Below are 25,442 nucleotides of genomic sequence, written 5' to 3' on the forward strand. Positions count from 1 at the left end.
AATTCTTAATTTTAATAAAATCTTAAGCCTGTACAAAAGCAAGACTATTTCATATCTCGCCGTAAATGTATAATTTTGTCACCCGTAAAAAACTCTCATAAATTTTTATCTAACAATTTTATTATTAACAATTTAATGAAGATTTTCAAGTTTGGTGGAGCATCGGTAAAAGATGCTGAAAGTGTAAAGAATGTCTCTATGGTATTAAAAAGCCAGGGATTTTCAAAATGTCTGCTGGTAATTTCAGCAATGGGCAAAACAACTAATGAATTGGAAAAAGTGGTAGAACTTTATTTCAAGAAAGATAACTATCAAACTGAAATTGAGAAGATAAAGCAAAAGCATATAGAGATTGCTGAAGGTTTGTTCCCCGAGAAGCATGCGGTTTTCGCAGAGATCAATCTGTTTTTTGATGATATAGACTCTTTTTTAAGAAGAAATAAATCTCCTAACTACAATTTTGTTTACGATCAGGTAGTGAGCTGTGGAGAAATGATTTCTACGAAAATCGTAAGTGAATATTTAAATGAAATTCAGTTTACCAATCAGTGGTTAGATGCAAGAGATTATGTAAAAACAGATAACTCTTACAGAGAAGGGGTTGTAAACTGGATAAATACCGAAGAGTTAATTTCACATCTGAATAAAGAGAACTGCTACGTTACACAAGGTTTTATCGGATCAGATGACAACAACTTTACAGTAACATTAGGGAGAGAAGGTTCTGACTACTCTGCTGCCATCTTCGCGTATTGTCTTAATGCAGAGGCCATGACGATATGGAAAGATGTTCCGGGAGTTATGACCGGAGATCCGAGAAAATTCCAGGATGTTTCCTTACTGTCAAATATCTCTTATGAAGAAGCTATAGAAATGGCATATTACGGAGCAAGTGTTATACACCCGAAAACATTGCAGCCACTTCAGCAAAAAAACATTCCATTCTATGTAAAATCTTTTGTAGATCCTACCAAGGAAGGTACAAAAGTAGGAGCTTCGGACAAAAACCAAAACGAAGAATCATATATTTTAAAAGAAAATCAGACTTTACTGAAAATCTCTACCAGAGACTTCTCTTTCATTGCAGAAGATCATATGAGTTTAATTTTCGGGTATTTATCTAAATACAAAATTAAGGTTTCTTTGATGCAGAATTCAGCTATTTCATTAGCTTTATGTCTGGAAGATAAATTCAATACCATTGATGAGCTTAATAATGAACTTCAAAAAGTATTTGAAACTGAAGTTGTAAAAAATGTATCTTTATTTACTGTAAGGAATGCGAAGATGGAGAACATTGATAAATTTTACCAGGAAAAAAGTGTATTATTGGAGCAGATTTCGAAGAATACACTTCAAATGGTAACAAAATAACGCAAATTGCGACTAAACACACATGAGTTTAATATCGAAAAACGATTTGATTAAAGCTTCCGGCTTAAATAAAATGGGGTTCCTTAAGAATCCTATTGCAGCTGCTGTAATGAGCATTGCAAAAATAAATGAAGTCAACAAATTATACGATAAACTAAAAGACAAGGAAGATAAAGACTTTTTCGACTCATTTGTGAGAGAAAGAAACTTAAGTTATATTGCTTTTGAAGAAGATTTGGCAAAAATTCCTAAAACAGGACCGTTTATACTGGTTTCCAACCATCCGCTTGGTGCCATTGACGGAATTTTAATGTGTAAAATCTTATCAGAAATCCGTCCCGATTTTAAGGTTATGGGGAATTTTCTTTTGGAAAAGATCAAACCGATGGAGCCGTATGTGATTTCAGTAAATCCTTTTGAGAACAGAAAAGACGCTTACAGCAGCTCTTCCGGAATGCGTGAATCATTGAAGCATTTACAAAACGGAGGCTGTATAGGTATTTTCCCGGCAGGAGAAGTTTCCAACAAAAACAATCCATACGGAGAAATTTTAGATAAGGAATGGGAAAAACCGGCATTAAAGCTTATCAGAATGGCAAAAGTACCGGTAGTTCCTATGTATTTTCATGCAAAAAACAGCCGTTTGTTTTATCAGGTAGCAAAACTTCATCCGAATTTGCAAACCCTGATGCTTCCTGCGGAAATGATGAACGACAGGGAAAAGCCTATCAGAATCAGGATAGGAAGACCTATCACCGTGAAGGCAATGGATGATATGGAAACCATTGAAGAATTGGGTGAGTTTCTGAAACGTAAGGTTTATATGATGAAATCTTACTATGAAAAAAGGAAATCGTTGGCTCAAAGCATTAATCTTCAAAATCTGTATGTAAAATTTCCTTTACTTAAAGAAGAAAATATCGTTCAGAATATTATAGACGAAACTCCAAAAGAAGATATTCTTAAAGACATCAATAAACTGAAAGGCACTGATAAAATGTTTTTCAGTAATGGAAATTACGAGGTATATTTCACTTCTTACGAGGAGATCCCTTCTATCATGAGAGAAATCGGACGTCAGAGAGAACTCACTTTCCGTGCAGTAGGCGAAGGAAGCAATCTTCCTTTCGACTTGGACGAATATGATAAGCACTATCATCACCTTTTCCTTTGGGACAATGCGGAGGAAAAATTAGTCGGAGCTTACCGAATGGCTTTAGGAAAGGAAGTGATGAAAAAATTCGGTATCAAAGGATTCTATACCAGTTCTCTATTTGAATTTGAGCAGGACATTCATCCTTTCTTTAAAAAGGTTATTGAAATGGGACGTGCTTACATCTGTCAGGAATACCAGCAAAAGCCACTTCCGCTTTTCCTTTTATGGAGAGGAATCGTGCACGTTTGTCTGAGAAATCCGGATCATAAGTTCTTAATGGGAGGAGTAAGTATTTCCAATAAGTTTTCCGAGTTTTCAAAATCCCTGATGATTGAGTTTATGCGTTCCAATTATTATGATTCTGCCGTGGCTCAATACATTACTCCAAGAAATGAATATAAAGTAAAGCTTAGAGACAGAGATAAAAATCTGTTCTTTGATGAAATGGAATCTGATTTAAATAAATTAGATAAGATTATTGATGACCTGGAACCGGAACTAAGGCTTCCTGTCTTGATAAAAAAATACATCAAACAAAACGCAAAAGTAATTGCTTTCAATGTTGATCCTAACTTCAATGACGCAATTGACGGGTTGATGTATATAAGAATAAGTGATCTTCCCGAAAACACGATAAAGCCTGTATTGGAGGAAATGAGCGAGCAGATAAGAAAAGAACAGGAAAATAATTCATCTGAGAATCAATAGGTTTTTAAGTTTTGTTAAAAAAAGTCCGGTTAATACTTGCTTTGTATACCAAAACTTACTACTTTTGCATCACTTTAAAACAACGAAGTAAGTCAAATAAAAATATAATGGTTTCTTAGCTCAGTTGGTAGAGCAATGGATTGAAAATCCATGTGTCCCTGGTTCGATTCCTGGAGAAACCACAGAAGTTAAACACAACTTAACTTACTCAATCAAGAAAATCCCTTTTAAACAATGTTTAGAAGGGATTTTTGTTTTAATGATGTTTAATAGCGTTTCATCAAATTTAGTCCTTTTTTGTCCCTATACTGTCCCTGAGGACAATTTAAAAAGATTTTCAGTTGTATCACAGACTAATTTTGAAACAAAAAAATAGAATGAACATTGCATTTTTCTTAAAAGAGCCTAAAAAGGCAACCGAAACAATGGTATATGTTTCAGCAACCGTAAAAGGTCAGAGACTGAAACGCTCCACAGGGGTAAAAGTAAAACCCTCACAATGGGCGGGGACAAAAGTGAGACAACTTGCTCCCGAATCAGCCACTAAAAATCTGAAAATCGAAAACACTGTCAAAATCTTAAAAGAGATTGAAAGGGAGTATTTATTAAAGGATCAACCTTTATCTAAAGAAATTTTGGAAAAAGAGTTTGAACACAAGATTACACCCGTCAACACAGCAACTGCTAGGAAAAAAGGCGTATTAAGCGTTTTTGATGAGTTTATTGATGTTAGAAAACAACACGTATCAGAAAATACCATTAAGACCTATAAAACGTGTAAAAACCATCTTCAAACGTTTTCAGCTGAAATGAAATTTGATATGTCATTTCAAAACATTACGCTTAATTTCTATGATGAGTTATTGGCATATTTCATTGAAAAGAATTACTACAACTCTACTATTGGAAAATATGTAACAATATTTAAAACGTTCATGAATTGGGCAGGAGAAAAACGATTTCATAATAATATGGAATTTAAAAAATTCTTAGTTTTCAAAGATGATTCTGAAAAAATAAAACTTACTCCTGAAATTGTAGAAAGATTGAGAATAACTGATTTTGAAGATGATTACAGTAATATCGTGAGGGATATTTTCATTTTTAGCTCATATACAGGTTTGAGATTTGTTGACATACAAAATATGAGACCAGAGGACGTTACAGAAGACTTTTTACGTTTACATATCAAAAAAGCTAAAGAAATGGTTGATATACCTTTATTAGATGTACCAAAAGAAATAATTAAAGCTCACACGGAACGCTATGGTAGGTTAAAAGTACCCACTAACCAATTTTGCAATAGAGAAATTAAAAAACTTTTTGAAACAATTGGTTTGATGATAAGATAAGGTTTGTAAAGTATTCAGGTAAAAATGAGATTACAGTAGAAAAAAATGCTCACGATTATTTAACAATGCATTATGGAAGGGTGTTTTTCATTACTAACTCATTGATTAATGGAATGAATGAAGAGTTTATCCGAGAAATTGCAGGTCATAAAGATTACAAGTCTTTCAAAAAATATGTTCAGTTTTCCCGTGAAATGGTAGCTGATAGTTTACATTCTGCGTGGAAAAAATAAAATCCTATCTTATTGATAAATTCTTAATTTATTCAAAAATAGAATAACAAGAATATTCATATAGATATTTTAAGAGCCTGACTATTACAATTCCGTAAATCAGGCTCTTTTTCATAGATTATCCATATAGCTAAAAATTGTGGAATTTTATTATTTTGAAAAAACTAAATAAAGTACCATTTTAACCATATAGAATTTTAAAAGGAATATATTTCAAATCTTGCTTAAAATAGTAGCTTTTCAGTTACTTCCAGACGTGTCGATAGTGGTAATTTTATTTTCGTTGAGTGGTCTACCCTCGTTATTTTTCATTTAATAAGTATCTTCATCCTGAACAGTACAATTTCTTTCTCTCTCTTCCAAAATATAATCTAATGCTAAAGAGTAGTTTTGCATATTGGTATAATTTCTTTTTTTATCTTTAAAACTATCTCTTACTCTAGATATAATTATCAAGAAAATAGGACTCATCAAAATAATAGATAAAATAATGATTTTACTTTGCTCCTGCCCTTTAATTCCAAAAGCAACGAAAATAAATCCTATCAAAGGTACAAGGGTTGTAGCAAGAAAACTTAATAATGGAACATTAATTGAAAACTTAGGCTCAACGCATATCTCTAATTCTTTATTGATGAATAATTTATAAGACTTCAATTCATTATTTGTTATTAACCTATATTTTGAAGCCAATTCTTCAAACCAAAAATACTTAAGTACAATTGAGTTCCAGCTTATCCCAAATAAAATTACACTCAGTCTATTTTGATTCAAATGACCTGCTTTATCACGAATATGTTCATACTGTCTTGTTCTTTCTATAATCAAGAGTATATAAACCGATAATAAACAAGTAATCATTAAGTAAAAAGACCAAGTATCAAATACTTTAAAAAAACTCTTTTCAGTCTTAGAAACAGTAGTTGAAAAGCATAATAAGCTAAAAGATGCAACAATAAATATCCCAATTAAAATACTATTAATAACCTTACTTTGCCCAACTCCTATGGTCTTATAAATATTATCTTCTCCTAAAAAACGACTATAATGTTCATGGAATTTCATCTTTGATTTTTTTTTTGCAAAAATAATAATTACATAGAAATTGCATTTTTCACTTTCTGAACAGTTCCAATACTGACGTTACAAATTTTTGCCGTATCTCTGATCGAATTTCCTTTCTTTAAGTTCTTAATAACCTCTTTATACTTGAATAGGAAATCTTCTATACTTTCAGTAGAACCTTTCTCACGCCCTTTGTAAGTTCCTCGAGCCTTTGCAAGTGCAATGCCCTCCCGTTGACGCTCTAAAATGGCATCACGTTCCATCTCGGCTATGTTAGCCATAACAGAAATAATAAGTTTGAACGCTTGATTCTCTTTTCCTTTAATTAGGCTTTCTATTCCAAGATTATCAACTTTAAGAATAACACCTTTTTCTTTGAAAAATTCTAAAGTTGTAAGAATGTCGTAGAGGTTACGCCCTAACCTGTCAATTGAGCTCACAGAAACATAATGGATTTCATTGTTATTAACTGCTTTTATCAGTTCTTTTCCCTGTTCTCTATCCTTAAAGGGAGTAAAACCGCTAACAATGTCAATAAATATTCTTTCTCCCCGTGCCTGTTTCTCTTCCTGTCTTGCGGTGTTCTGCGCTCCTGTTGAAACTCTTATATATCTTGCTTTCATTTTTAAAATAGTTATAAAGCACCCTGCATTTAAGCAAGGTGCAAAGATTGTTATTGTTGTTAGTTTCGGAAATAATACCCGTTAGAACTCATATAATCATACATTAAATGTCTGGCGGTTGCTTCCCAATCAATGTAAATGTAAGAAGGTAGGTTTTCAGGAATTGAGCCGTCCTGCTCTAAAGTACACTGCGCAAAATCTTCATCCGAACTGTACTCGCCATAATAAGAACCTGAAAGGCTCTCTAATAGGTCACTTACGTCCTCATGATAATAACTCATACACTCTGCATAGGCTTCTATAACCTCTAAATTATAATCTGAATTATTGATTTGTTCGGCTATTTCATAAATGTTTACTGAAAGATGGCATTCGCTGATTAGCTTTTGTTTGATAAAGAACTCTGAACATTCATAATCCTGAAACATATATTCGGGGTCGTCTTCGTCTTGGTGAAGTTCCTGCATAGCCTGTAAAAGATCGTCATAATTTGAATAATCTGAAAGTTCAAGCCATGCACCGTAGATGCTTCCTGAATTGTACTTGCCATAAGTACCGACATAGATTTGGAAGTCCTCCAAACAATTTTGTAACTTTGTCATTGTAGATAAGTTTTAATTAGCGTTAGAATTTTTTACACTGCCCCATTCAATATTAGTAGTATTGATGGGGTTTTTCGTTGGTTTATAGTAGCCGAAAACTGTGCCAAATGTGCAAATTTTAGGGTACTTTTGAATGAAACAGAAGAAATATTTTAAACCTGTACAAAATTCTCTCAAACCTGTTCTAAATCTGGATTGTAGTCTAAAAATGTTCAAAAAAGTGTTGAGGTTTTTAGAACGTCCGAAAACTTTTGCCCGACTTTAAACAGGTGGGGGTACTATCAAAAACTTGCCCTATGGCGGGGTGTTTTTGTTTAGATACCTTATACATTGATATATATAAATGATTTTTAAATTCTTTAACTTTAACAATTAAACAAATAACTGCAATATAAAAACACATGTATAGTGAAAATTTTAAAGCTCTTTTAGCCGAAGCACAGTTTGTTAGTGATATTTTAGGAACAGGGCTAACACACTTAGGAAGAGTTAATTATGCAAAAAGAGGTTACTACTTTACTGCATTAACAACTTTATCAACAGGTATCGAAAGAATCGGAAAAATCTGTTATCTTATTGATTTTTATTTAAATCATGACTTTACATTCCCCGATTCTAGAACATTGAGAAACGATATCGGACATGATATTGAAAAGTTGTATGATTTTTCCAAGGAAATTGTAACAAGGAATAATGTTAAATTTAGCTATCTAGAAAATTTAGATACAGGTATTTACCCGAAAATTTTAAAAATCCTTTCGAAATTTGCTAAGGGAGATAGATATACAAATATTGACTTCTTAACAAATGATAGATACCAAAGTTCACCAATTGCGGATTGGTATAATGAGATCGAAGTTTATATCTTTCAAAATAATGTTTCAGAAAAGAAAAAAGAAAAAATCCAAAGAGATGCGGACCTTGCCAAACTACTTTTAGGGAATTCCAGCAGTACTTTTTATATTGATGAAACTGGAACACCACTCGAAGATATTGGAATAAGCTCATTTAGAACAGGAATGGCAGAAGTAAATACTATTTATAGACAATTATATATGGCTCAAATTATTAGATATTGGGTTGAAATTTTATCAGAATTACAAAATAAAGCACATTCTGAAAAGAATCGGGATATTCCCTTTTTAAGCGAAGTGTTTACTCTTTATTATAATGATGATAATTATTTGAAAACAAGAAGAAATTTTGAAAAAATCCGCTAAAAATAAAAACATGAAATTAGAAATCGAAATTAGTGAGTTTCAATCAACTGTTGAAACTTTTATAAGTCAGGGAGAAAATCTAAAAAACACATATAGGGATCTTAGTTATGATGTATTAAGTGAAAATTTCACTGAGTGGAAATCCGTCGTAATATCTTATTTAGACAATACTTTAAATGAGCCTAATAACATGTTTACTAAAGGGTTTAAACAAGCCAAGCCTATTTCTTATATGATTCAAAATTTGACAAAGGTTGACAGCAATGAAGAGCTTAAAAAGTCAATGTATAATGAAGTATTAGAAAAGATTTCAATATTAAAGTATTTTAATAAACTCATTAAAATTTCAGATGCTGTTACAATTCCTGAATCAACAAAAGTAAAAGAAAGAGTGAATTATACTACAAAGCAAAAACTAGATTTAATTTTAGAGAAACTTTATGATTTAAATGGTAATAGGCACTATCCTATTGAATTGATTTTAGAGCTTAATGGAATTATACTACAATATCAGGGAGAAGGTATGGAATTGGCGAAAGCTTTGAAAAATATGGGATTGATTGATGTTATTTACAGTAGAAATCAATCTGATGGCAAAATTAATTTAAATGGTAAAATGTATGTAGAAGAAAAAAGGGAAGCTACAACTGAAAATTATGATAATATAAGTTCAAATCAACAAGAAATAAATGAAAAAATAAATGAAGTTTTGGAGCATCTTAAAAAATTAGGCTATGGTCAAGAAATAATTTTTGAAGAAATTGAAGAACTAAAATCGCTTCATACAAAATTAAGTAAGAAAAATTGGGGACAAGTTTTGAAAGGAAAGCTATTAGACCTTGCGTTATCCAAATTAGTTGAAAATGATACAATAAGTTATGTTTATGAACATCTTACTAATAATCATTTGAGACTTCCTTAAGCTTTCTTTATTATTAGGCACAAAATTTGTAGTTTTGTGCAAATATTTCAACGAAAAAAGAAAAGTGTAACAACGTTTGTCTTTTGTTCTGTGAATCGGCAAAATTTATAAGAACCACAAAATGCAAACAGTTTAACACACTTGTCATACCTATGGCAAGTGGTTATCCTGTTTTTATGTGGTACAGGCTTTGCCGAGCCTTCAGAACTGAAAGCATGTGAGAATCCACTTGCTTTTTTTGTTGCCCAAAATCAAATAAAATTTATAAGATATGAGCAACACAAATGACAGCGGATGTTTACCTGTATTCGCGTTTATTCTTTACGCAGTCGTTATTATTGGTTCGGGGGTTCTCTCTTGGAATTGGGTTGAACCGAAATCTTTTGTCGGAGCAATCGGATTTATGATTCTTTGGGGGATTCTTTCCTACATCGGACATTTTATTATCATTGGAATTATCGCATTATTATCTGAAAAATAAGTCATTATGAAAAAGATTTATTTATTAGTAGCTTTTTGCGCAGTTGTTAGCTGTAAAAAGCGTGATACATCGGATGATATTTATTTGAACTCCGATTCTATTAGTACTGACACCACTTATCAGGCTTCTATACCTGTTTTTAATGATTCTACAAGCATTATTCAAGACACAGTAACTCTGCCTGAAAAACCCAAATACGCAATTATATGGGCTATAATAGCACCCAACAGTGATTCTGTACTTACTAAAGAGAATATGTCTCGCTATCAGAGTATCGGAAGTGATGTTATTGAAATGACGGACGTAAGCGAAGATGCCAGGTACAAAAAAATGGACGAGTTCGAGAAAACACTCTATAAGGACGGTGCTGTTCCCACAGGAATGAATATCAGGAAAAGAAAAATACTTGTATTTGACAGTTACGCTGAAGCCTCAAAACAAAGAGAAGAATTTATCAAATAGACATACATTATTAACAATTCAAAATAATTACAATGAAAAAATTAATTTTTACTTTAATGTTCGCATTACCAACATTTTATTTCGCACAGGAAGAAAAGGCAAAAGAATCACAAACCGCTAAAGAATGTGATTTACCAAAAGATTTTAAAGAGCCAATCAAAAATAACAGATTAAGGAAATTTGTTGCCATTGACAATGGAGTTGATGAAAAAGAGGTAATCATAATCAGAGCGCAAAATGGCTTTGGAAGGGGGATTTATACAGCCTGTGTGAAGGGGCAACCAATCCAATATCAAAAAATAGGGACTGTGTTTATGCGCGAAGGAAAAGATCCTTTTAATAACGCAAAATGATACTACAATTACAAGCGCAAACAACTTGTTTTCCAGCAATTGAATTTAAACCATACAGTATTTGGGACGATGTATCGCTTATTTTGATGCTCACGGCATACCTCATTTTGTATATTTTGGGTGCTTATTTCTTTATGCGAAGTTTGAAACTCACAATTAATATATTGAAAAAGTATTCCAAGAAAGAAAAATGTTAAATACTCCAAAACCTGTTTTAATAGACAGGTTTTGGAGTTAATCAAATTCTCTTTTCAAAAGAAACATATATTTAAAAATAACTAGATATGCTGAACTTTAATTATCCCCAATTACGTATAAAATCTAATAACGGCTTACCCTTTGTTGGTTGCAATGAAAATAATTTTATATGTTTTGCTGGTAAGGAGTTAATTCTTAAAACAATATTATTATCTTTCAAATCTTCAATACTTTTTTCGTAATAAACTTTATCTTGTTCATTTAAAACAAATAATTTATTAATTAAAACCAAGTCTTTTACCAAAACTTCAAATAATTCTTTATGATTATTACTATAATTTATTCCATCATAAATAAATTCATTACCAATAAAATTAGTATATGTTAAGAAGTCAATTTTTTCATTTGTATCAGCTAAATTTACTTTTACTTTTTCTTTGTATAGCTCGGTCATAATTGACGAAACAAAAACAATATGTTCACACTTATTTAAATTATCATTAAACATTGATATTTTATCAATATCATCAAATAAAAAATATCTTTCTTTTTTGGGAGACTTTGAATTAATTTGAGCATTATTATATTCCCTTAATAATTCGTTACTATCATGTGATTTCCTGTAATAATTAAAAGCTTTGATAGTTTGAGTACCAGAAAGAGCAATATCAGTCACAAAAACGATTTTTTTATACACTTTTTTTTCTAAACATAATTTGTCAAAATTCTTCTCCCAGTCAATTTTGCGATCTAGTAAATTACATTTTTCCAGTAATCTTTTTAACCCGTTTTCATCATTTATAGGATTTTTAATAGAAAGGATAATTGTATCCTCATTTTCATTTTCAGATAGGAGCTCTTCGACCTTTTCTTTTATAAAAGTAATCCTATCATCGGAAATAAATAGATGTTTATCAAGGACCATAAGGATACTTTTATGGAGATCAGGGACCCCAAAACCTTTTTGCTGCATAAATACCTGCAAATCACTCCCTTCTATACTTTGCTCATTTAGATTTGACAGCCAGTTGATAATTCTACTTTCTATATCAGTCGTAATTTTGTAATGTGATTTAAGTTTTTGTAATAAACTTATCCTTGTAGTGAAATTATCGTATGTGTGTTTTATAGAATTATAATTTTTATTATTAGGATAAAGGGGTTTCAAAATCTCAATATTGATTGTTTGACTGGAAACATCAACTGTGTTGAAAATTTTATCGTATAAATCTTTTCTCTTTTGTATTCTATTAAAACATTTTAAAAGCTCATTTTCTAAAGTATAAATAAAAATATCTTCATTGTCAATTAAGATAAAGTTTCCCCCATTACTTCTTATCAACCCCTTCAAATCATTTATATCTCTTAAATGAAATTTTTTTGATACATGATTAAAAAAATAAATCTCGTTAAATTCTTTAATCTCACCTTCTATATTTAATTTATAGACAGGTTCATTCGTAAAAATATCACGAGGATTATCTACTGTAATATTTATTTTTTTTAAATCTGCTAAATTTATCTTCTTATTAGTCCCATCAATTTCTATCTCATTTAAATAATCATTAGCAAAAACGTCTTCAAAATTAATATCTTTAATTTGCACTTGGTTCTGAAAGATATTTACTGAAGTAGTAATCGTCAAATAAAAATCCTGCAGATTAGAGTCATTAATTTTAAAGCTATCATCAATTGAGAAAAACAAGTCCATTCTATCATCTTCTTCAAAATGTTTAAAATGAACATCTAAATAACTAATTAAAGTACTAACATCTGTGCCTAATTTTTCACATTGCTTAAAAACAGTTTTTGACCAAGAATATTGATATTCAAAAATTGAAAAATTTTCTAAATTAATATTTTCTCTAAACTCTTCAATAAAATTTAATTTATCTTCTTCTCTTGAAATTATTGAAGAACCTAACTTAGGAAAAAATCTCTTATCAAGTTCGGTTATATTAAAGTTAAATATTGATTCTTCTGATGATAATTTAATATTTTCATTATTATCGATATTTTTAATTAATTCTTTTATTGTCTCCCAATAACTTGACTTTTCAATTTTAATCACATTGCCATTATAATCTATAACTTCATTCTGATCAGAATAATAAGGAACAATAGGTAATGAATTATAACTATTAAAAGGTTTGTAAAAAACAGGAAATTTTGTAGAGTGATCTTTGGAAAAAGACTTGTGGATTTCTATTAAATCACTTATTTTAATTATAAAATCTTTCAAATCTTTAACTTCCAATATTGAAGATAGCCTTTCATTGGGTATAGAATATTCTAATTCTTCCGTATTTCCATTCTCTAATTCTATATTAAGATAACCATACTTTTTAAAGTTAATGCTAGAGTTAATATCTTTAATGAATACTTTTTCAGCGTCTTTAAGAACAATAATTCCATTAAGACCTATATTTTTAAGTCCAATACCGTCAAACTCTGGATATAAACTTGCTCCTGGTTTTTTTATCCATTTTATGAAAAGAGATTCCTCTTTAATATTTACTAATATATCGTCATTAAATCTAGAATAATGGTTTATTTCATCTTTTGAAAACAATAACATGATAACTAAATTTCTATACTGCTTCAAAAATTCATTTTTACAACTAATTTCACTAAGATCAGTCCCTGATTTATCAGATAGAATTAAAGTATACATATTATTAGAAAAATCCTCGTATTTAAAATTTTCTAATTTACTGATCCATAAAAATTGATGATGTTTATTTGATATATCTCCAAACTCTTGAGATTTATTCAATAATAATCTCCAAGACTCGATAATGACTGCATTTTTAGGTGATATTTCAAAAAGAGTTAAAAAGCACAATGCTTGATAATATAACTTTAAAGTGCTTTCATCTTTTAAAAATGATGTTTCTTGTTTTTCCTCCCATAAAGAGAAACGACTAAATGAATATGTTGCAAGTTCATTTAAGAATTCCTTCGTATAAGTATTTTCATTTATAATTCTATTAAGTTCTTTTAAAAAAGAAATTGATTCTGTTTTATCTTGTAATGCTCGGTTTTGTAAGTCCCAATTCTCAATTGACAATTCAAAATCTGGAACTTTGATTGCTGAATACATAATTTTCTCTGAAAAGTTTAGTTTGACTTGGTTATTTGTTTTTAATGCTAATGAAATTACTAATAATTGATCTGCATCTGAAAGATTACTTCTTAAATGCACCTTTTCGATAATATCATTAATATTTTCTTTATTATACTTTATGATATCTTCGTTTAATAAAATTGTATTAAGAAAGTGAGTCAATGACAGTCCCTGTATTTTGTCTACGTCTTGTTTTAAATTCCAAAATTCGTTAGGAAAATTTGAAATAAGATTATTATAAAAAATAAAATACAAAGTACCTCTACCATCATTTGTAAATGGTAATTTTTTTGCTAAACTTTTTTTTAGAAAATCTAATCTTTTATCATCTTTAAAATTACTATAGAAAAATCGAAGATTATCTTTTAGTCCAAACTTAAACTCTTCCGTTAGGTTTTCTAATTTAAATAATGCTTCTTGAACATCACTTTCTGGTAAAACAGATTTATTTTTGTTAGCAAAGTTTATATCATATTTAATATTGTCTTTGAATTTATTGTACTCACCCGATTCAGCATATTTTTTAACATTAATAATTTTTGTCTTTTGAGTATTAAATTCTAAATCATTAATTACTAACCAGTCTTTAATTTTTGAAAAAAGATTATTTGCTCTTTCCTCCGATTCTACAAATATGAATATGTCATCTACAAATCGATTATAATATTCTCGTTTTTGATCCTGAATAAATCTATTTTCAATTAGTCCGTCTAATCCAATTAAATAAAGTTCAGCTAAGTATCTCGCATAAGCTGGCCCTTGAGGCAATCCTTTTAAATCATCTCCTGTTGTAGTCTTCGACAAATCAATTAAGTAATCTAAAATATTTTTATACTTAATTATATCTTGTTCTGATAATTCTGATAATTTTTCTTTAATTGATGTAGGAGCTTCTTCGAAAAGTCTAATCTTTAATCTATTAAGATTAATTTTATCATAAAAGTTTTTTATATCAAGTTTTATTAGGAAATAATCTTCATATTCAGAGTTAAAAAGAATAGTTTCAATTTTCCGTGTATACTTTGCCCAGTTTATAAACCAATTATTAAAAATATTATTTTTATAGAAACTACTTGAAAATTCATATCCATATGAATTACCTGAAATTTCACTGAAAAAAATTGAATTTAAAATAAATGTGAAATAAATTGATACAAAATTATCAAGAGGATCAATATTATAAAGTCTTCTTATTTTTGTTGTCTCATTTCTATCAAAACTAAAACTTTCTCTATTTTCAAAACTAAAATTCCCATTATATATGCATGAAACAAATTCCTTAATATTTTCAAAGTTTATATTTTGTATAATTTTTAATTGATTAAATAAGGGTACTTCATCATTTTTTAAAGAATACTGATATAATGATTTTTTTATTTTATCAAAAACATATTCATCAATATTTTGAATATGGTAGTCAGGTAATTTTTCAAACTTAACCCCTTCTATTAATTCGATAGGTGAAACAATAGAACATTCTTTACAAACCGTACATTTTCCTAAACTTTTACAACTAATTGGCTTAAGATACTTTAATGTATCTATTTTTTTTAATGTAATCTCTTCGTTAAAATCTTTAATTTTAGAAAATATTTCTATCAATAGATCTCTTCCAAAATTATCATTATCTTTAGTTTTAAGCTGTCCTAAAAGTCCAACAAGAATACTTCTTTCTTTATTACTTAATCCTTGTTCATAATTATCAAGGATTTCATTTAAGTTATCACATTTTTTTAGAGAATTCATTACAGAATCTAAATCTATTTGATTTGTTAAATGAGAAGTTATTCTTCTATTTTTGATATATGAAATTGAATTCCTATAAGTATCGGCATATTCATTAATATATTGTGAAACTAACTTATAAGAGATTGGTTTAAAATTTGATAATATTTCAAACTGTTTTTTAAGAAAGGCCATATTAGGACTTTTCAGCCATTTATCTTGTTCAAATTCAAAAGATTCATTTTTTTCAAGAAAAAAAGATAATTTATTACTGACCTTATTCTGAGATAATGGAAGTTTAACTCCGTAACCTATACCTTTAGATCTTTTGTTTACATATGGAGTTTTAGGAAATAGATCAGCTGTGATATTTTTCTCAAATTTATCTCTTGTATTTTTATAAATATAGTTAATAAGATTATAGCCTTCTTCTTTAGTAATATTTCGTTCAAATACAATCCAAATATGAAATCCTCTTCTTCCAGAAAATTCTACCAAATGTGGAATATTTATGCTATCAAGATAATCTGATAATAAATCTGTGGTTTTTTTTACAGCTCTTAAATTTTCACTATTAACTTCATTTGTATCAATTTCTGATTTAATAATGTCAAGATCAATACATATCCATTTAATAAAAGCATTATCAACAATATGTAATTCTTGATATGTTAGTAAGCTTTTCTGATGTTTCAGCATATCTTCAACCGTTACTGGTGAAATTTTTTGCTTAATTAACTTATAGCTACCATTATCCTGTTGTATCCCATATTTATGAGAATCAACATAAAAAATATTGAATAATTTATCTGAGATTTTTTTATAAAGATCATCAATATTCATACACTAATTATTTCTTTCTCCAAAGATATAAAGTTCCCTAATTTTTATTAATTATTTGTAAGTAAATATTGAGATTCATCCATTTGAAATATTTTTAATAGGATTTAAATTTCCATTTGTGAATTCTTAAAAAGAATTTCATTTGAATCATAGTTAGAAATCTACTTAAAATAAATTGCTCCTCACATCTTTTTGTAATAATAAATAAAAAACATGAATATTCATTCAGTATTTTCACTGTACTTAATATTCTAAAATATCTCAGCAAAAAATTCTTATAAATAGCTTATTTAAATCTAATTATTTATAAAAATTAAACACAATAAAGTAGAAGAATATTATTCTCCTACTTTATTTTTTAAGCTATCAGCCTTTAATCTTTTGGCTGTATTAAGGACGTTACGGTAGTATTTTTCAACTGTTTTTTTATTTTTGTCCGATACCTCTATTAATGATTTTTGAGTGATTTTTGGATGCTTTTCATAATCCCAATTCATTACACAATCTATTAGTTCTTTGACGGTTTTTTCAGACCTATTATTTCCTAAAACCCTACCGTTAATCTTTTGTTTTTCAGATAAAGTTTTTATTTCATCACTATATATAACTCTTCTTTTAGCATTATTTCTCGGTTCGACATTTCCTCTCTGATTATAGATTTTAGTAGCTATTTCGTCTATTTCTTCCCATTCAAGAGGTGGATTACAAGATTTAGAGTTATATTTTTGTAAATAACGTTTAAAGTTAGTAAACCTTGCATCAGGATTAATTGAAATAAGACAATAAGCGTAAGAACTTACTCGCTGATTCCTTAATCCTTCAGGAACAATTTTACGTGGGACAAAACATTTACAATATTCCACTTTTTCTTTTCCAAAATCATAATATCCATCTTTATTAAATTCAAAATCTTTTTCTTCCAATATGTCAGATAAATTATTAAATCTAATATTACCCCCATTGAGAGAGTAACCTAAATTTTTATTTTTATTACTATTAAAATGGGGGAGTTTTTTAACAGCATGTATAATAGTTGTATTGAATTCTGATAAATCAATTTCAACAGCATTTTCATTGTAGTGTGCTTCTGTATCAAAACTGATAATGTTCACACGACTACAATCATTGCATGATTTATCATAAGGGATACCCAATATATCTACTATATGCTCATAGCTTTCCTTGAAATTCTCCTTTACAAGGTTTCTTACTTTTACTAATAACCCAAAACCATTTCCTCCAACACTTTTCCATAATGCTGTGATATAAGTTGTATCATAGTTAAAGTCTTTTTCTCCGTCTATATCAAAATACAAAAATCCCGTTGATTCATCTGCATTTTCAGAATTAACGTAGTTATTCTTAAAAGTGTAATTAAAACAAATTGAGGGTAATATTATTTTTATTGCCTGATATTCTTTACTTTTTTTATCTATTTCTCGTAATTTTAATATTTGGGAGACTTCTACCCTTTTTGCATCTTTAAGATGTTCAACAAACCCAGCTACAGAGTTTATTTGTCCGATAATATTTCGGTTTTTTACGTTTTGTATAATTGAAAACATAAGTTTTTTTAATTTTTAGGCAATGGAAAACCATGCAAAGGAATTTCCACTGCGGATTAATACTTGTTTGATAAAATTTGTTTTTTAAAAGTCTTTAGGAAATAAGACTTTGATATAAGATAAACAGCGCTGTTTAGAAAGTAATTTTACTTGAAAAAGTTATTCAGTTTGTTATTTTTAAGAATTATAAATATAATTCAAAACATCACTTCTTCTGTAAATAGGGCTTTTACCAGATTTACCAATAGGCTTTAATAAACCTTTTTTGTTCCAAAGCCAAATAGTTGTTCTCTTTTTTTTGGTAAGCTCACAGACCTCAGAAATCAAAATATGTTCGTCTTGCTCTGGTTTGTGAGAATCATTTTCTTTACTTTCTAATTTTGAAAGTAATAAGTCTAATTTCTCGTCTGTTTCATTTTCTGACGGAAAGGCACTCACTAATTGAGTGATAATCTCTAAGAATTTTTTTTGTTGCATGATATTGTTGTTTAAAATTATGTTACAAAAATACTTCATACGATTATCCTCAATCAATGCCTGTACTTAAATAGGGACAAAAAAGGGACTCAAAAAAATTAAATTAGATATTTAACCTCTCTTTTGGGAGGCTTACAATCTCTCATTAAAGTTTTTTGAATAGTATCTTTTTTAAACTTTTTGTAATCCTCTTCATCGTAAAACATAAAATTTTTAATTATCCACTCCGATATCTGCTCTTTGCTATCAGCAATTAGATGACCACCGTCATAAAGTTGTTTGAAAAAATAGACAAGCATATTAGAACTCCCCCTAAAAGTAATTTCCTTATCTACATTATTTTTTTCACCAAAGATTAGTTTTCTCAAGGGTTCGATAAATTCTTCATGAATATATGGCGAAAGTGAATCAAAAACATTTTCTGGATGAAGAAATTTTATAGGTTCTTGGCTTTTAACAGCTTTCTTTACAAACGTATCTTTACTACGTAAATAATCAGGATATTCAAATCTCAGATTCAATGCTAATTTTGTAATATTCTCTTTGTAGTTTACAAGTTCTTCTAATTTAGAATAATATTTATCTGCTACCTTTTCAATTTTTCCATTTATATCCCCATTTTCCAAAGATTTAAATTTAGTTATTTTAAGGACGAAATCATTTTTTGCGTAGATATATTTTACGTAATTCTCTACCATATCAAAATGAAACGAAAAATAATTTCTAATTTTTAATGTAGCATTGTCATTATCTAAATCAGGAATTTTTTCACTATAATCATTTAAAAATCCTACTATAATTTGTTTTTTTTCACCTCGACTTTCATTTTTTCTACCATAATACCAATAGTAGATACGAGAAACATAGGCAAAATAATTATAGGACAGCAATTTGCTATAATAGAATAGGTCTTGAAATTCTGTAGGCAATTCAGAATTTCGGAAATACTGATAATCTAATTCTATAAACTGTTCGTAATTGTAGTAAGATTCTTTGAGTTTATCCCAAAATATCAGTTCCATTTTATCGGGATTTTCTGTATACAAGTCCTCAAATGCTGTCTTAATATCAAATGGAAATTGCTGTTTATTATTTGAATAAATAGATTCTAATAATAAAATTTCATCATCATAGCTTTCAGGTTTTGACTTTAAAATTCGTTGAAAGGTGTATCGAAATTCATTGAGAAGATTGTAAAAATTGTTTATCTTTGCTTTCATAGTCTACTAAACAGAGTTAAACAAATATCGGCAAAAAACATTTCATTTATTATTTTTTGTCTCTACTTTGTCCCTCTCGAAAGTAAACAAAGTTTTAAATCATTGAAAATCAGAATAAAGGGATATTCCTGGAGAAACCACTTTAAAACCTCTAATTTATTTAGAGGTTTTTTTGTTTATATCAATACAGTAAAGGTTTATAAATTTCTATAAAAAGTTAATCACAGTCATATCGGACTGTGATTAACTTTTTATGAAATAATGATTATTACTCGGAAGAATGCTCAATAATTCCCTGTATCCTCATTAAACTATCTTTTAAATCGGGAAGGTCATAATAATTATTCTTTTGAAATACTGAAATAATATTTCTATCTTTTACTATGCTATTGTAAAGAACGCTCTCAGCATTCCATACAGCATTTCCTGAATTTACTCCCGCAAAATTCAGATAAAAAGGATCAACTGTATTTCCAATGTAAGCAAGTATCTTATATTTTTCATCTGGCGTAAAGCTATTGTTGTCTTTCAGAGCATATCCAAAATTCTCTAAGGCAGTCAAAAGCCTATTTTCATCTGACTTTGTATGCTCTTTTATATATTTCAATAATTCGGTTCTTATTTCTAATTTTCCATTACAGTTTTTTGTAAAAATAACATCACCAATATCGGAAGAGGTTTGATAATTATTCAGATAATCATTCATTGTAAGATCATTGAATTTAGACTCTTTAGTGTATCCAAATTGCTTAACCAGAGTTTTAACAAAAGTCGGATCTTGAGTAACCAACCATGTTACATATGTTTTATTATCATTGAATAAATACATATTACGGGCAACTACAATTTGGGTATTTTTCTTTTGCTGCTCTTTTAGATTAGGGATATCTTTCCATCTATTTACCTTCAATCTTCCCTCATTTGTTTCTACTTCAATGGGAACCTCTTCTATTTTTCTAAGACCTGGATAGGACTTCTGATAATCAATAAGCAATGGAAGAGGATAAAAATATGAAAGCAATTTATATTTTTTGGAAATATAAATATTTTGATATTCAGCTGATAAGGGAACAAAAGACAATTCTTTATCACATTTGTTATATGTATCAACTTTCAAAAAGTTATTTGAAGTAGTGTAATCAATTTTTCTTCCAAATATTTGTTCTATTTTTGCCGCAAACTGATCATTGGTTATATTCTTATAGCCATTAGATTGTAGAATAGAATCCTCTAACTCAATTAAGGCATTAAGATCCTTTTCTGAATAATTACTAAAACTTCCATATTCTTCAGCAGCTCCTTTTTTTAATTGTTCTTCCAGTATACTACTTATTTCCGTTTTGTGCATCGTATTATTTTTTGTAGATAGATTTCTAGATTCCTGTTTTTTTTCCTGACATTGTAAGAGACAAAAAAAACTAGAGGCAATTAAAATTTTTGTCACAATTAGCTTACCTTGAACTTTCCCCATTTTCATCGGATTTAATATCTAAATTTAACGCTTTTTTACTTGCTTCATCTGCTGATGAATAATTATCATTATTATTTAACTTATCTATGTCTTTAATGACATATCCTTTCGGTTTATAAAAACCTCTGAATATTTTATAATGTTCTGTTCCGTTTTTCTCTTTCCAAGATACAAAAACATTACCACTACAATTATACGATGACATCTTAAGCTTATCGGATTGATTTCCACCAAGACAGGCATAAATTTCAGTTCCTGGCAGTTTTCCAAATACAAATGTAGCATGGCCCGAAGTTTCAATTTTTGTCCCCGTTGAATCACAGTCTGAGAATACCGCAACCGCTCCAAAAAATGCTTCACATTTTTCTGCTTTAGAACTTTCCATGAACATTCTTGAGCCAGCAGAATGAGGACTCGGCAAACCTTTTTGCTCAATACACCAGCATACAAATGATGCACACCATGCTGTACCACTTCCAGCATCTGTTCCTCCCCCTTCCTTATGATAGGTTTTTATTCTACTATCAATGGTACTCTCATGCTTTCCTCCATATACTTTAGCCTCTGCTACAGCAATTTCCATCCAAGGACTTCTACCCACCAAATTTAAATCAGTTGCTTTTCCCCATTCACATTCAGATGTTTTGAATGTTTTGGAAGTATGCTCATCAAACGCCGCTTGTTTCTCCGTATAATTATCAGATGCTTTTCCGTTTTCATCTTTTGTAGCCACCATTTTACCAACCTTTTTACTTGCAGGTAAAGTGTCCTTAGAACCATTTACAATTGTATTAATACCCTTCCATTTGAAAAAAGCCATTGAAGATATTACTGCTACAGAAATGTTAGTGATTACCAAATCTGGATCTGCAATTATATCAGCTCCTTCTTTTTTTGTATAAGTATTTGCATAAGTATATGCTGTTCTTCCCGTAAGCTGAATAAGTCCTTTACCTCTAAAATTCCATCCATCATCTGCTTGTGTATTTCCAAGCTCTTTCCCTTTATCACTAGTTGGAGAATAAGCCCAATTAGCAATATTTTTCTGGTTCTCTACACTTACTCCCGGTGAGCTTGGTTTTTCTACAGCCCGTCCCCAAAGCTTTGCATTATCTCTACCTTCTTGAGTTCTGAATGCAGCAAAAGTTCCTGGCAGCTTTTCCCAAAACCAATTGAAATTTTCACCATCTTTCAAATGAAGTGTTTTTCCTGTTTCTACTCTGGCTTGGGCAAATAAATGTGCTTTATTCCAACAGGTATTCATTCCTATTTCCTTCATATATTTTGTATAGGCAGCCGCAACCTGTGTTAAAACACTGGGATCAGCATCTGGAAATATTTCTTTTAACTGTTCAGCTGTTACGGGAGCATTACACCTCGGACATCCATTGCCCTCTTTCTTCACTTCCGCCATTTCCACAACCACAGGCATCACATCATTCTCAATAGCTTCTGGAGTTTCTTTCTGAGACACTTTTAAACAACCACTTTCGTAAAAGATAAATTGTTTCCGTAGTTCAAGCATCTCGTCATTCGTAAAGGGAGTTCCATCTTTTTTATAAGCTTTAATTCCCAGCTTTTCCATATCTTCCGTTCTAACAAGATCTGCAGGAAGTGTACTATTAATCGTAAACTGACTTTTTTCTATTTTCCAGACTTTCTTTTTCGGATCAGTGGGATCCTGAACCTGGCGTGAAACCTGTGCTATATAATAATCAAAGTTTTTCGGTGGATTTTTCCATTCTTCTTTAGGTGTAAAAGAAACTTCAAGTAAACCATCTTTTCCGGTTTTTTCTTCGTTATAACTTTGTTTGCTTTCGTGAGTATAAGTGATGTGATTATTTTCATTCATCCCTTCCTTAGGAATTTCTTTCAGCACATCAATTTTAAGGGTTTCTTCCGTCATATTAACAGTATGCACCCAAAGTTTATGAGTCTTCCCATAGAAAGTCTGCATGCGCTGGATATCTTTACCATCTTCCGTAGAAAACATTATGGAAACAATTTTCTGTTCGGAGGTGATCACCAGTTCTTCATTAGAATCCAAAACTTCCAGATAAGTTGTGGTTCCGTCTACCACTACCGGACGTGTTCCCTGAATAGAAATAGCAGATGGCAATATAACTTCTGTGGATGATCCAGGCTGAAGCTCCACTGTGAATATCAAATGATAAGACGGATTAGGATTCTCAGTTGTCTTAGGAATAGCTGCCTCCATTTTTTTCTTATAATCATCATTGGTAGTGATCATAAAAGACGCCTTTCCTTCATTATTAAGAGTCACATTTTTCTCCTCCAACATGTATTTATCTTTCTCTTTGTAAAAATCGTCTCCCTCTCCTTTCACCCAAATTTTCACTTTTAATGTCTGATTCTGGAGTCCATCAATTTCCAGGAAGCCATATGTTTCTTCTGCAAATCCTGTTTCGGTACGTTTCACACCGGTTCCGTATGCCCAAAGTGCTCTTTTTACAGACGGTTCTGATACTTTTATTTTAGCTTCAATCTTTTTATTGTCGGTATAATCTCCGGTCAAATAAGCTGAAATGGTATACTCGCCGAGTTCATTAAAGGTAAGGGTACCATCTCCGTTATCGGTAACATTCTGCGGAACTTCTACTTTTATAGCCTCATTTCCGGCAAGAGTGGCAATTCTTGCAGTGGCAGTATATTTTACTTTTGTTCCTTTAGGAATGTTTCCAGCCGGAAGAGTAAATTTATCTACAACATTTTTAATGACTTCAAAATTAAAACAGTCGGATCCTGAAAAAGCAGGCTGTTTTCCACTTCCTAATGGATTAGCATAAGCTTCGAGTGTATATTTACCAAAATATTGACTATTATCAAGATGAGCGTCATTATAAAGCAATTCCGAAACTTTCTTATTGATAGCCCCAGTTTTAAATGATGATGAACTTTCAAATGTAGTAAGCCTTCCAGTCCCTTCTTTTTTTAGATACCAATACACAGAAGTTGCTGCAGGCATGTAGTTAACATTAAACCTTGAGGCTTTGACTTTGAGCATATCGCTAAACCTCAACAAACCTGCATCTCCCGTAACGCCCATTACACCTAAAGAGTTTTCTATTTTAACCTGTATAGATTCAGGTTTCGGATCGGAAGGATCTGTAAATGCCTCTACGGTATAGGTTCCGGCGTTCTTAAAAGTCAGCAATACTTTTCCGGCTATATTACTTACACCAACAAGGTGAGAAGCAGAAACACCCGTGGAACTGTTATACAATACTGTTGTTCCTTGCTTTACCCTCCATTGAGCCGAGGTCACAATAGGATTGAAAACATTTCGATTTAAGATTTTCAACTGATCAGTACTTGTATTAAGCTTCAACTCAACAGATAAAGGAAAAGGAATATTAACCAAAGTTGAGGTACCGGGAGACACAATTTTTTTAACAAAGTCCTTAACAACCTCAATAATAATGGAGCAATTATTATCACCGGGCTTCTTTCCGTACGCTTCGATGCGGTATTTTCCTTCTTCAAGCCCGCTAAAGATCTTACTCATAGACTGATTAAAAACACTTCCCAATCCAATGAAGGTTTTGATTTTATCTTTAGCCCCATCACCTTTAAAAAGCGCCCAGATAATCTTTGTACCATCTCCTTTAAACTGTGCAGTAAGAGAAAGATTATCAATTGCTATAGGGTTCATAAATGAATTGAAGATCCCTCCTGTCATCTGAATATAGTAATAAGTTCCCGACGGCTTGGCTACAGAAAAGGGCAAGGTCATAGAAATGGAAGCTACAGATATAGCAGAGGCAGAAGCAGATGAGACAGACCATTGTGGTGAAGTGTTGGCTACCGAAAATTCGTCCGCTTCTTTAACATCAATCTGTGAAACGTTATTCGCCTGCCCGGTTGTTGCAAAAGCTATGGTTCCCGGAACTCCATATCCTGGACAGTTGCCCGTAGAAACATCCAGCAGGATTTTCATGCTTTTATTGAATTCTACATTTTCATAGTAATCTTTATACTTGATATTGCATTTACCTTTACACGGATATGTTTTTCCATCTGATCCTTTACAGTTTCCAAAGCCGTTTCCGCCACCGAAGCTTTCTGCTTTATCATCCAGATAAGTAGCCACAGGTTTACTCTGAGCAAAATATTTGTTTTTACCTAATTTTTTTTTCTGGCTTTTCACTTCCATCGGAACAGCCGTTCCGTTAGAATTATTGGTTACAGAGCTGCTACAGTACGCAGTGGCTCCTTCTATAATGATATATCCTTTATCTGCCATG

General features: G+C 30.5%; 18 protein-coding genes and 1 tRNA gene. 10 read left to right on the forward strand and 9 right to left on the reverse strand.

Translation table 11 applies throughout. The features are described 5' to 3' along the window. The first annotated feature begins 135 nt into the window (after positions 1-135). The 5 genes from MKS83_RS07890 (at position 136) to MKS83_RS07910 (ending at position 4,823) form a co-directional block, all read left to right on the forward strand. The gene (locus MKS83_RS07890; protein ID WP_240582700.1) at positions 136-1,374 is read left to right on the forward strand and encodes an aspartate kinase; all 1,239 of its coding nucleotides are present in this window, start codon (positions 136-138) and stop codon (positions 1,372-1,374) included. Between the two features lie 22 nt (positions 1,375-1,396). Beyond that, positions 1,397-3,238, forward strand: a complete 1,842-nt coding sequence (locus MKS83_RS07895) for a lysophospholipid acyltransferase family protein (protein WP_240582701.1) — start codon at positions 1,397-1,399, stop codon at positions 3,236-3,238. Between the two features lie 109 nt (positions 3,239-3,347). Next, positions 3,348-3,420 (forward strand) — tRNA-Phe (locus MKS83_RS07900). A 177-nt stretch (positions 3,421-3,597) separates the two neighbouring features. Next, the gene (locus MKS83_RS07905; protein WP_240582702.1) at positions 3,598-4,590 is read left to right on the forward strand and encodes a tyrosine-type recombinase/integrase; all 993 of its coding nucleotides are present in this window, start codon (positions 3,598-3,600) and stop codon (positions 4,588-4,590) included. Positions 4,591-4,655: 65 nt separating this feature from the next. Beyond that, positions 4,656-4,823, forward strand: a complete 168-nt coding sequence (locus MKS83_RS07910) for a hypothetical protein (RefSeq protein WP_240582703.1) — start codon at positions 4,656-4,658, stop codon at positions 4,821-4,823. Positions 4,824-5,135: 312 nt separating this feature from the next. On the opposite strand, the gene MKS83_RS07915 is transcribed toward MKS83_RS07910, so the two are convergent. From MKS83_RS07915 to MKS83_RS07925, 3 genes are read right to left on the reverse strand one after another with little or no spacing between them, the layout of a single operon-like run. Continuing rightward, entirely contained in the window at positions 5,136-5,888 is a 753-nt protein-coding gene (locus MKS83_RS07915) for a hypothetical protein (RefSeq protein ID WP_129039296.1), read from the reverse strand. Between the two features lie 29 nt (positions 5,889-5,917). Then, positions 5,918-6,511, reverse strand: coding sequence for a recombinase family protein (locus MKS83_RS07920; RefSeq protein ID WP_129039294.1), 594 nt, complete (start codon positions 6,509-6,511; stop codon positions 5,918-5,920). A 59-nt stretch (positions 6,512-6,570) separates the two neighbouring features. Beyond that, positions 6,571-7,113 carry an antirestriction protein ArdA gene (locus MKS83_RS07925; RefSeq protein WP_240582704.1) on the reverse strand — a complete coding sequence of 181 codons (543 nt, stop codon included), beginning with the start codon at positions 7,111-7,113 and terminating at the stop codon, positions 6,571-6,573. Between the two features lie 401 nt (positions 7,114-7,514). Between MKS83_RS07925 and MKS83_RS07930 the strand changes: the two genes are divergently transcribed. From MKS83_RS07930 to MKS83_RS07950, 5 genes are all read left to right on the forward strand, one after another. Next, a complete protein-coding gene (locus tag MKS83_RS07930; protein WP_129039290.1) occupies positions 7,515-8,333 on the forward strand; it encodes a hypothetical protein in 819 nt (272 codons plus the stop codon). 10 nt (positions 8,334-8,343) lie between these two features. Further along, positions 8,344-9,255, forward strand: coding sequence for a hypothetical protein (locus MKS83_RS07935; protein ID WP_240582705.1), 912 nt, complete (start codon positions 8,344-8,346; stop codon positions 9,253-9,255). 271 nt (positions 9,256-9,526) lie between these two features. Next, positions 9,527-9,736 carry a hypothetical protein gene (locus MKS83_RS07940; RefSeq protein ID WP_240582706.1) on the forward strand — a complete coding sequence of 70 codons (210 nt, stop codon included), beginning with the start codon at positions 9,527-9,529 and terminating at the stop codon, positions 9,734-9,736. 84 nt (positions 9,737-9,820) lie between these two features. Continuing rightward, complete coding sequence (locus MKS83_RS07945; protein ID WP_240582707.1) at positions 9,821-10,198, forward strand: hypothetical protein; 378 nt, start codon at positions 9,821-9,823, stop codon at positions 10,196-10,198. 32 nt (positions 10,199-10,230) lie between these two features. Beyond that, positions 10,231-10,551, forward strand: a complete 321-nt coding sequence (locus tag MKS83_RS07950) for a hypothetical protein (RefSeq protein ID WP_129039280.1) — start codon at positions 10,231-10,233, stop codon at positions 10,549-10,551. 298 nt (positions 10,552-10,849) lie between these two features. On the opposite strand, the gene MKS83_RS07955 is transcribed toward MKS83_RS07950, so the two are convergent. The 6 genes from MKS83_RS07955 to MKS83_RS07980 form a co-directional block, all read right to left on the reverse strand. Continuing rightward, positions 10,850-16,444 carry a TOTE conflict system archaeo-eukaryotic primase domain-containing protein gene (locus tag MKS83_RS07955; RefSeq protein WP_240582708.1) on the reverse strand — a complete coding sequence of 1,865 codons (5,595 nt, stop codon included), beginning with the start codon at positions 16,442-16,444 and terminating at the stop codon, positions 10,850-10,852. A 338-nt stretch (positions 16,445-16,782) separates the two neighbouring features. Continuing rightward, positions 16,783-18,009, reverse strand: coding sequence for a hypothetical protein (locus tag MKS83_RS07960; RefSeq protein ID WP_240582709.1), 1,227 nt, complete (start codon positions 18,007-18,009; stop codon positions 16,783-16,785). 177 nt (positions 18,010-18,186) lie between these two features. Then, positions 18,187-18,486 (reverse strand): helix-turn-helix transcriptional regulator, encoded by a 300-nt coding sequence (locus MKS83_RS07965; RefSeq protein ID WP_129039269.1) that lies wholly within the window; start codon positions 18,484-18,486, stop codon positions 18,187-18,189. 98 nt (positions 18,487-18,584) lie between these two features. Then, positions 18,585-19,706: a hypothetical protein gene (locus tag MKS83_RS07970; RefSeq protein WP_240582710.1), complete on the reverse strand. Its 1,122-nt coding sequence runs from the start codon at positions 19,704-19,706 to the stop codon at positions 18,585-18,587. A gap of 268 nt (positions 19,707-19,974) precedes the next feature. Then, a complete protein-coding gene (locus MKS83_RS07975) occupies positions 19,975-21,177 on the reverse strand; it encodes a hypothetical protein (RefSeq protein ID WP_240582711.1) in 1,203 nt (400 codons plus the stop codon). Beyond that, positions 21,158-25,441: a hypothetical protein gene (locus tag MKS83_RS07980; RefSeq protein ID WP_240582712.1), complete on the reverse strand. Its 4,284-nt coding sequence runs from the start codon at positions 25,439-25,441 to the stop codon at positions 21,158-21,160. The genes MKS83_RS07975 and MKS83_RS07980 overlap by 20 nt, the downstream gene beginning before the upstream one ends. Position 25,442: the final 1 nt, after the last annotated feature.

Origin of the sequence: Chryseobacterium sp. Y16C, assembly GCF_022488405.1 — a bacterium.
Taxonomy (GTDB): Bacteria; Bacteroidota; Bacteroidia; order Flavobacteriales; family Weeksellaceae; genus Chryseobacterium; species Chryseobacterium geocarposphaerae.

Excerpts from the sequence above, each read along its gene's own strand:
- MKS83_RS07940 (WP_240582706.1), top strand. The coding sequence starts at position 9,527 with ATGAGCAACACAAATGACAGCGGATGTTTACCTGTATTCGCGTTTATT.
- MKS83_RS07925 (WP_240582704.1), bottom strand. The coding sequence starts at position 7,113 with ATGACAAAGTTACAAAATTGTTTGGAGGACTTCCAAATCTATGTCGGT.
- MKS83_RS07950 (WP_129039280.1), top strand. The coding sequence starts at position 10,231 with ATGAAAAAATTAATTTTTACTTTAATGTTCGCATTACCAACATTTTAT.
- MKS83_RS07955 (WP_240582708.1), bottom strand. The coding sequence starts at position 16,444 with ATGAATATTGATGATCTTTATAAAAAAATCTCAGATAAATTATTCAAT.
- MKS83_RS07970 (WP_240582710.1), bottom strand. The coding sequence starts at position 19,706 with ATGAAAGCAAAGATAAACAATTTTTACAATCTTCTCAATGAATTTCGA.
- MKS83_RS07975 (WP_240582711.1), bottom strand. The coding sequence starts at position 21,177 with ATGGGGAAAGTTCAAGGTAAGCTAATTGTGACAAAAATTTTAATTGCC.
- MKS83_RS07965 (WP_129039269.1), bottom strand. The coding sequence starts at position 18,486 with ATGCAACAAAAAAAATTCTTAGAGATTATCACTCAATTAGTGAGTGCC.
- MKS83_RS07895 (WP_240582701.1), top strand. The coding sequence starts at position 1,397 with ATGAGTTTAATATCGAAAAACGATTTGATTAAAGCTTCCGGCTTAAAT.
- MKS83_RS07890 (WP_240582700.1), top strand. The coding sequence starts at position 136 with ATGAAGATTTTCAAGTTTGGTGGAGCATCGGTAAAAGATGCTGAAAGT.
- MKS83_RS07910 (WP_240582703.1), top strand. The coding sequence starts at position 4,656 with ATGCATTATGGAAGGGTGTTTTTCATTACTAACTCATTGATTAATGGA.
- MKS83_RS07920 (WP_129039294.1), bottom strand. The coding sequence starts at position 6,511 with ATGAAAGCAAGATATATAAGAGTTTCAACAGGAGCGCAGAACACCGCA.
- MKS83_RS07980 (WP_240582712.1), bottom strand. The coding sequence starts at position 25,441 with ATGGCAGATAAAGGATATATCATTATAGAAGGAGCCACTGCGTACTGT.
- MKS83_RS07935 (WP_240582705.1), top strand. The coding sequence starts at position 8,344 with ATGAAATTAGAAATCGAAATTAGTGAGTTTCAATCAACTGTTGAAACT.
- MKS83_RS07915 (WP_129039296.1), bottom strand. The coding sequence starts at position 5,888 with ATGAAATTCCATGAACATTATAGTCGTTTTTTAGGAGAAGATAATATT.
- MKS83_RS07930 (WP_129039290.1), top strand. The coding sequence starts at position 7,515 with ATGTATAGTGAAAATTTTAAAGCTCTTTTAGCCGAAGCACAGTTTGTT.
- MKS83_RS07960 (WP_240582709.1), bottom strand. The coding sequence starts at position 18,009 with ATGTTTTCAATTATACAAAACGTAAAAAACCGAAATATTATCGGACAA.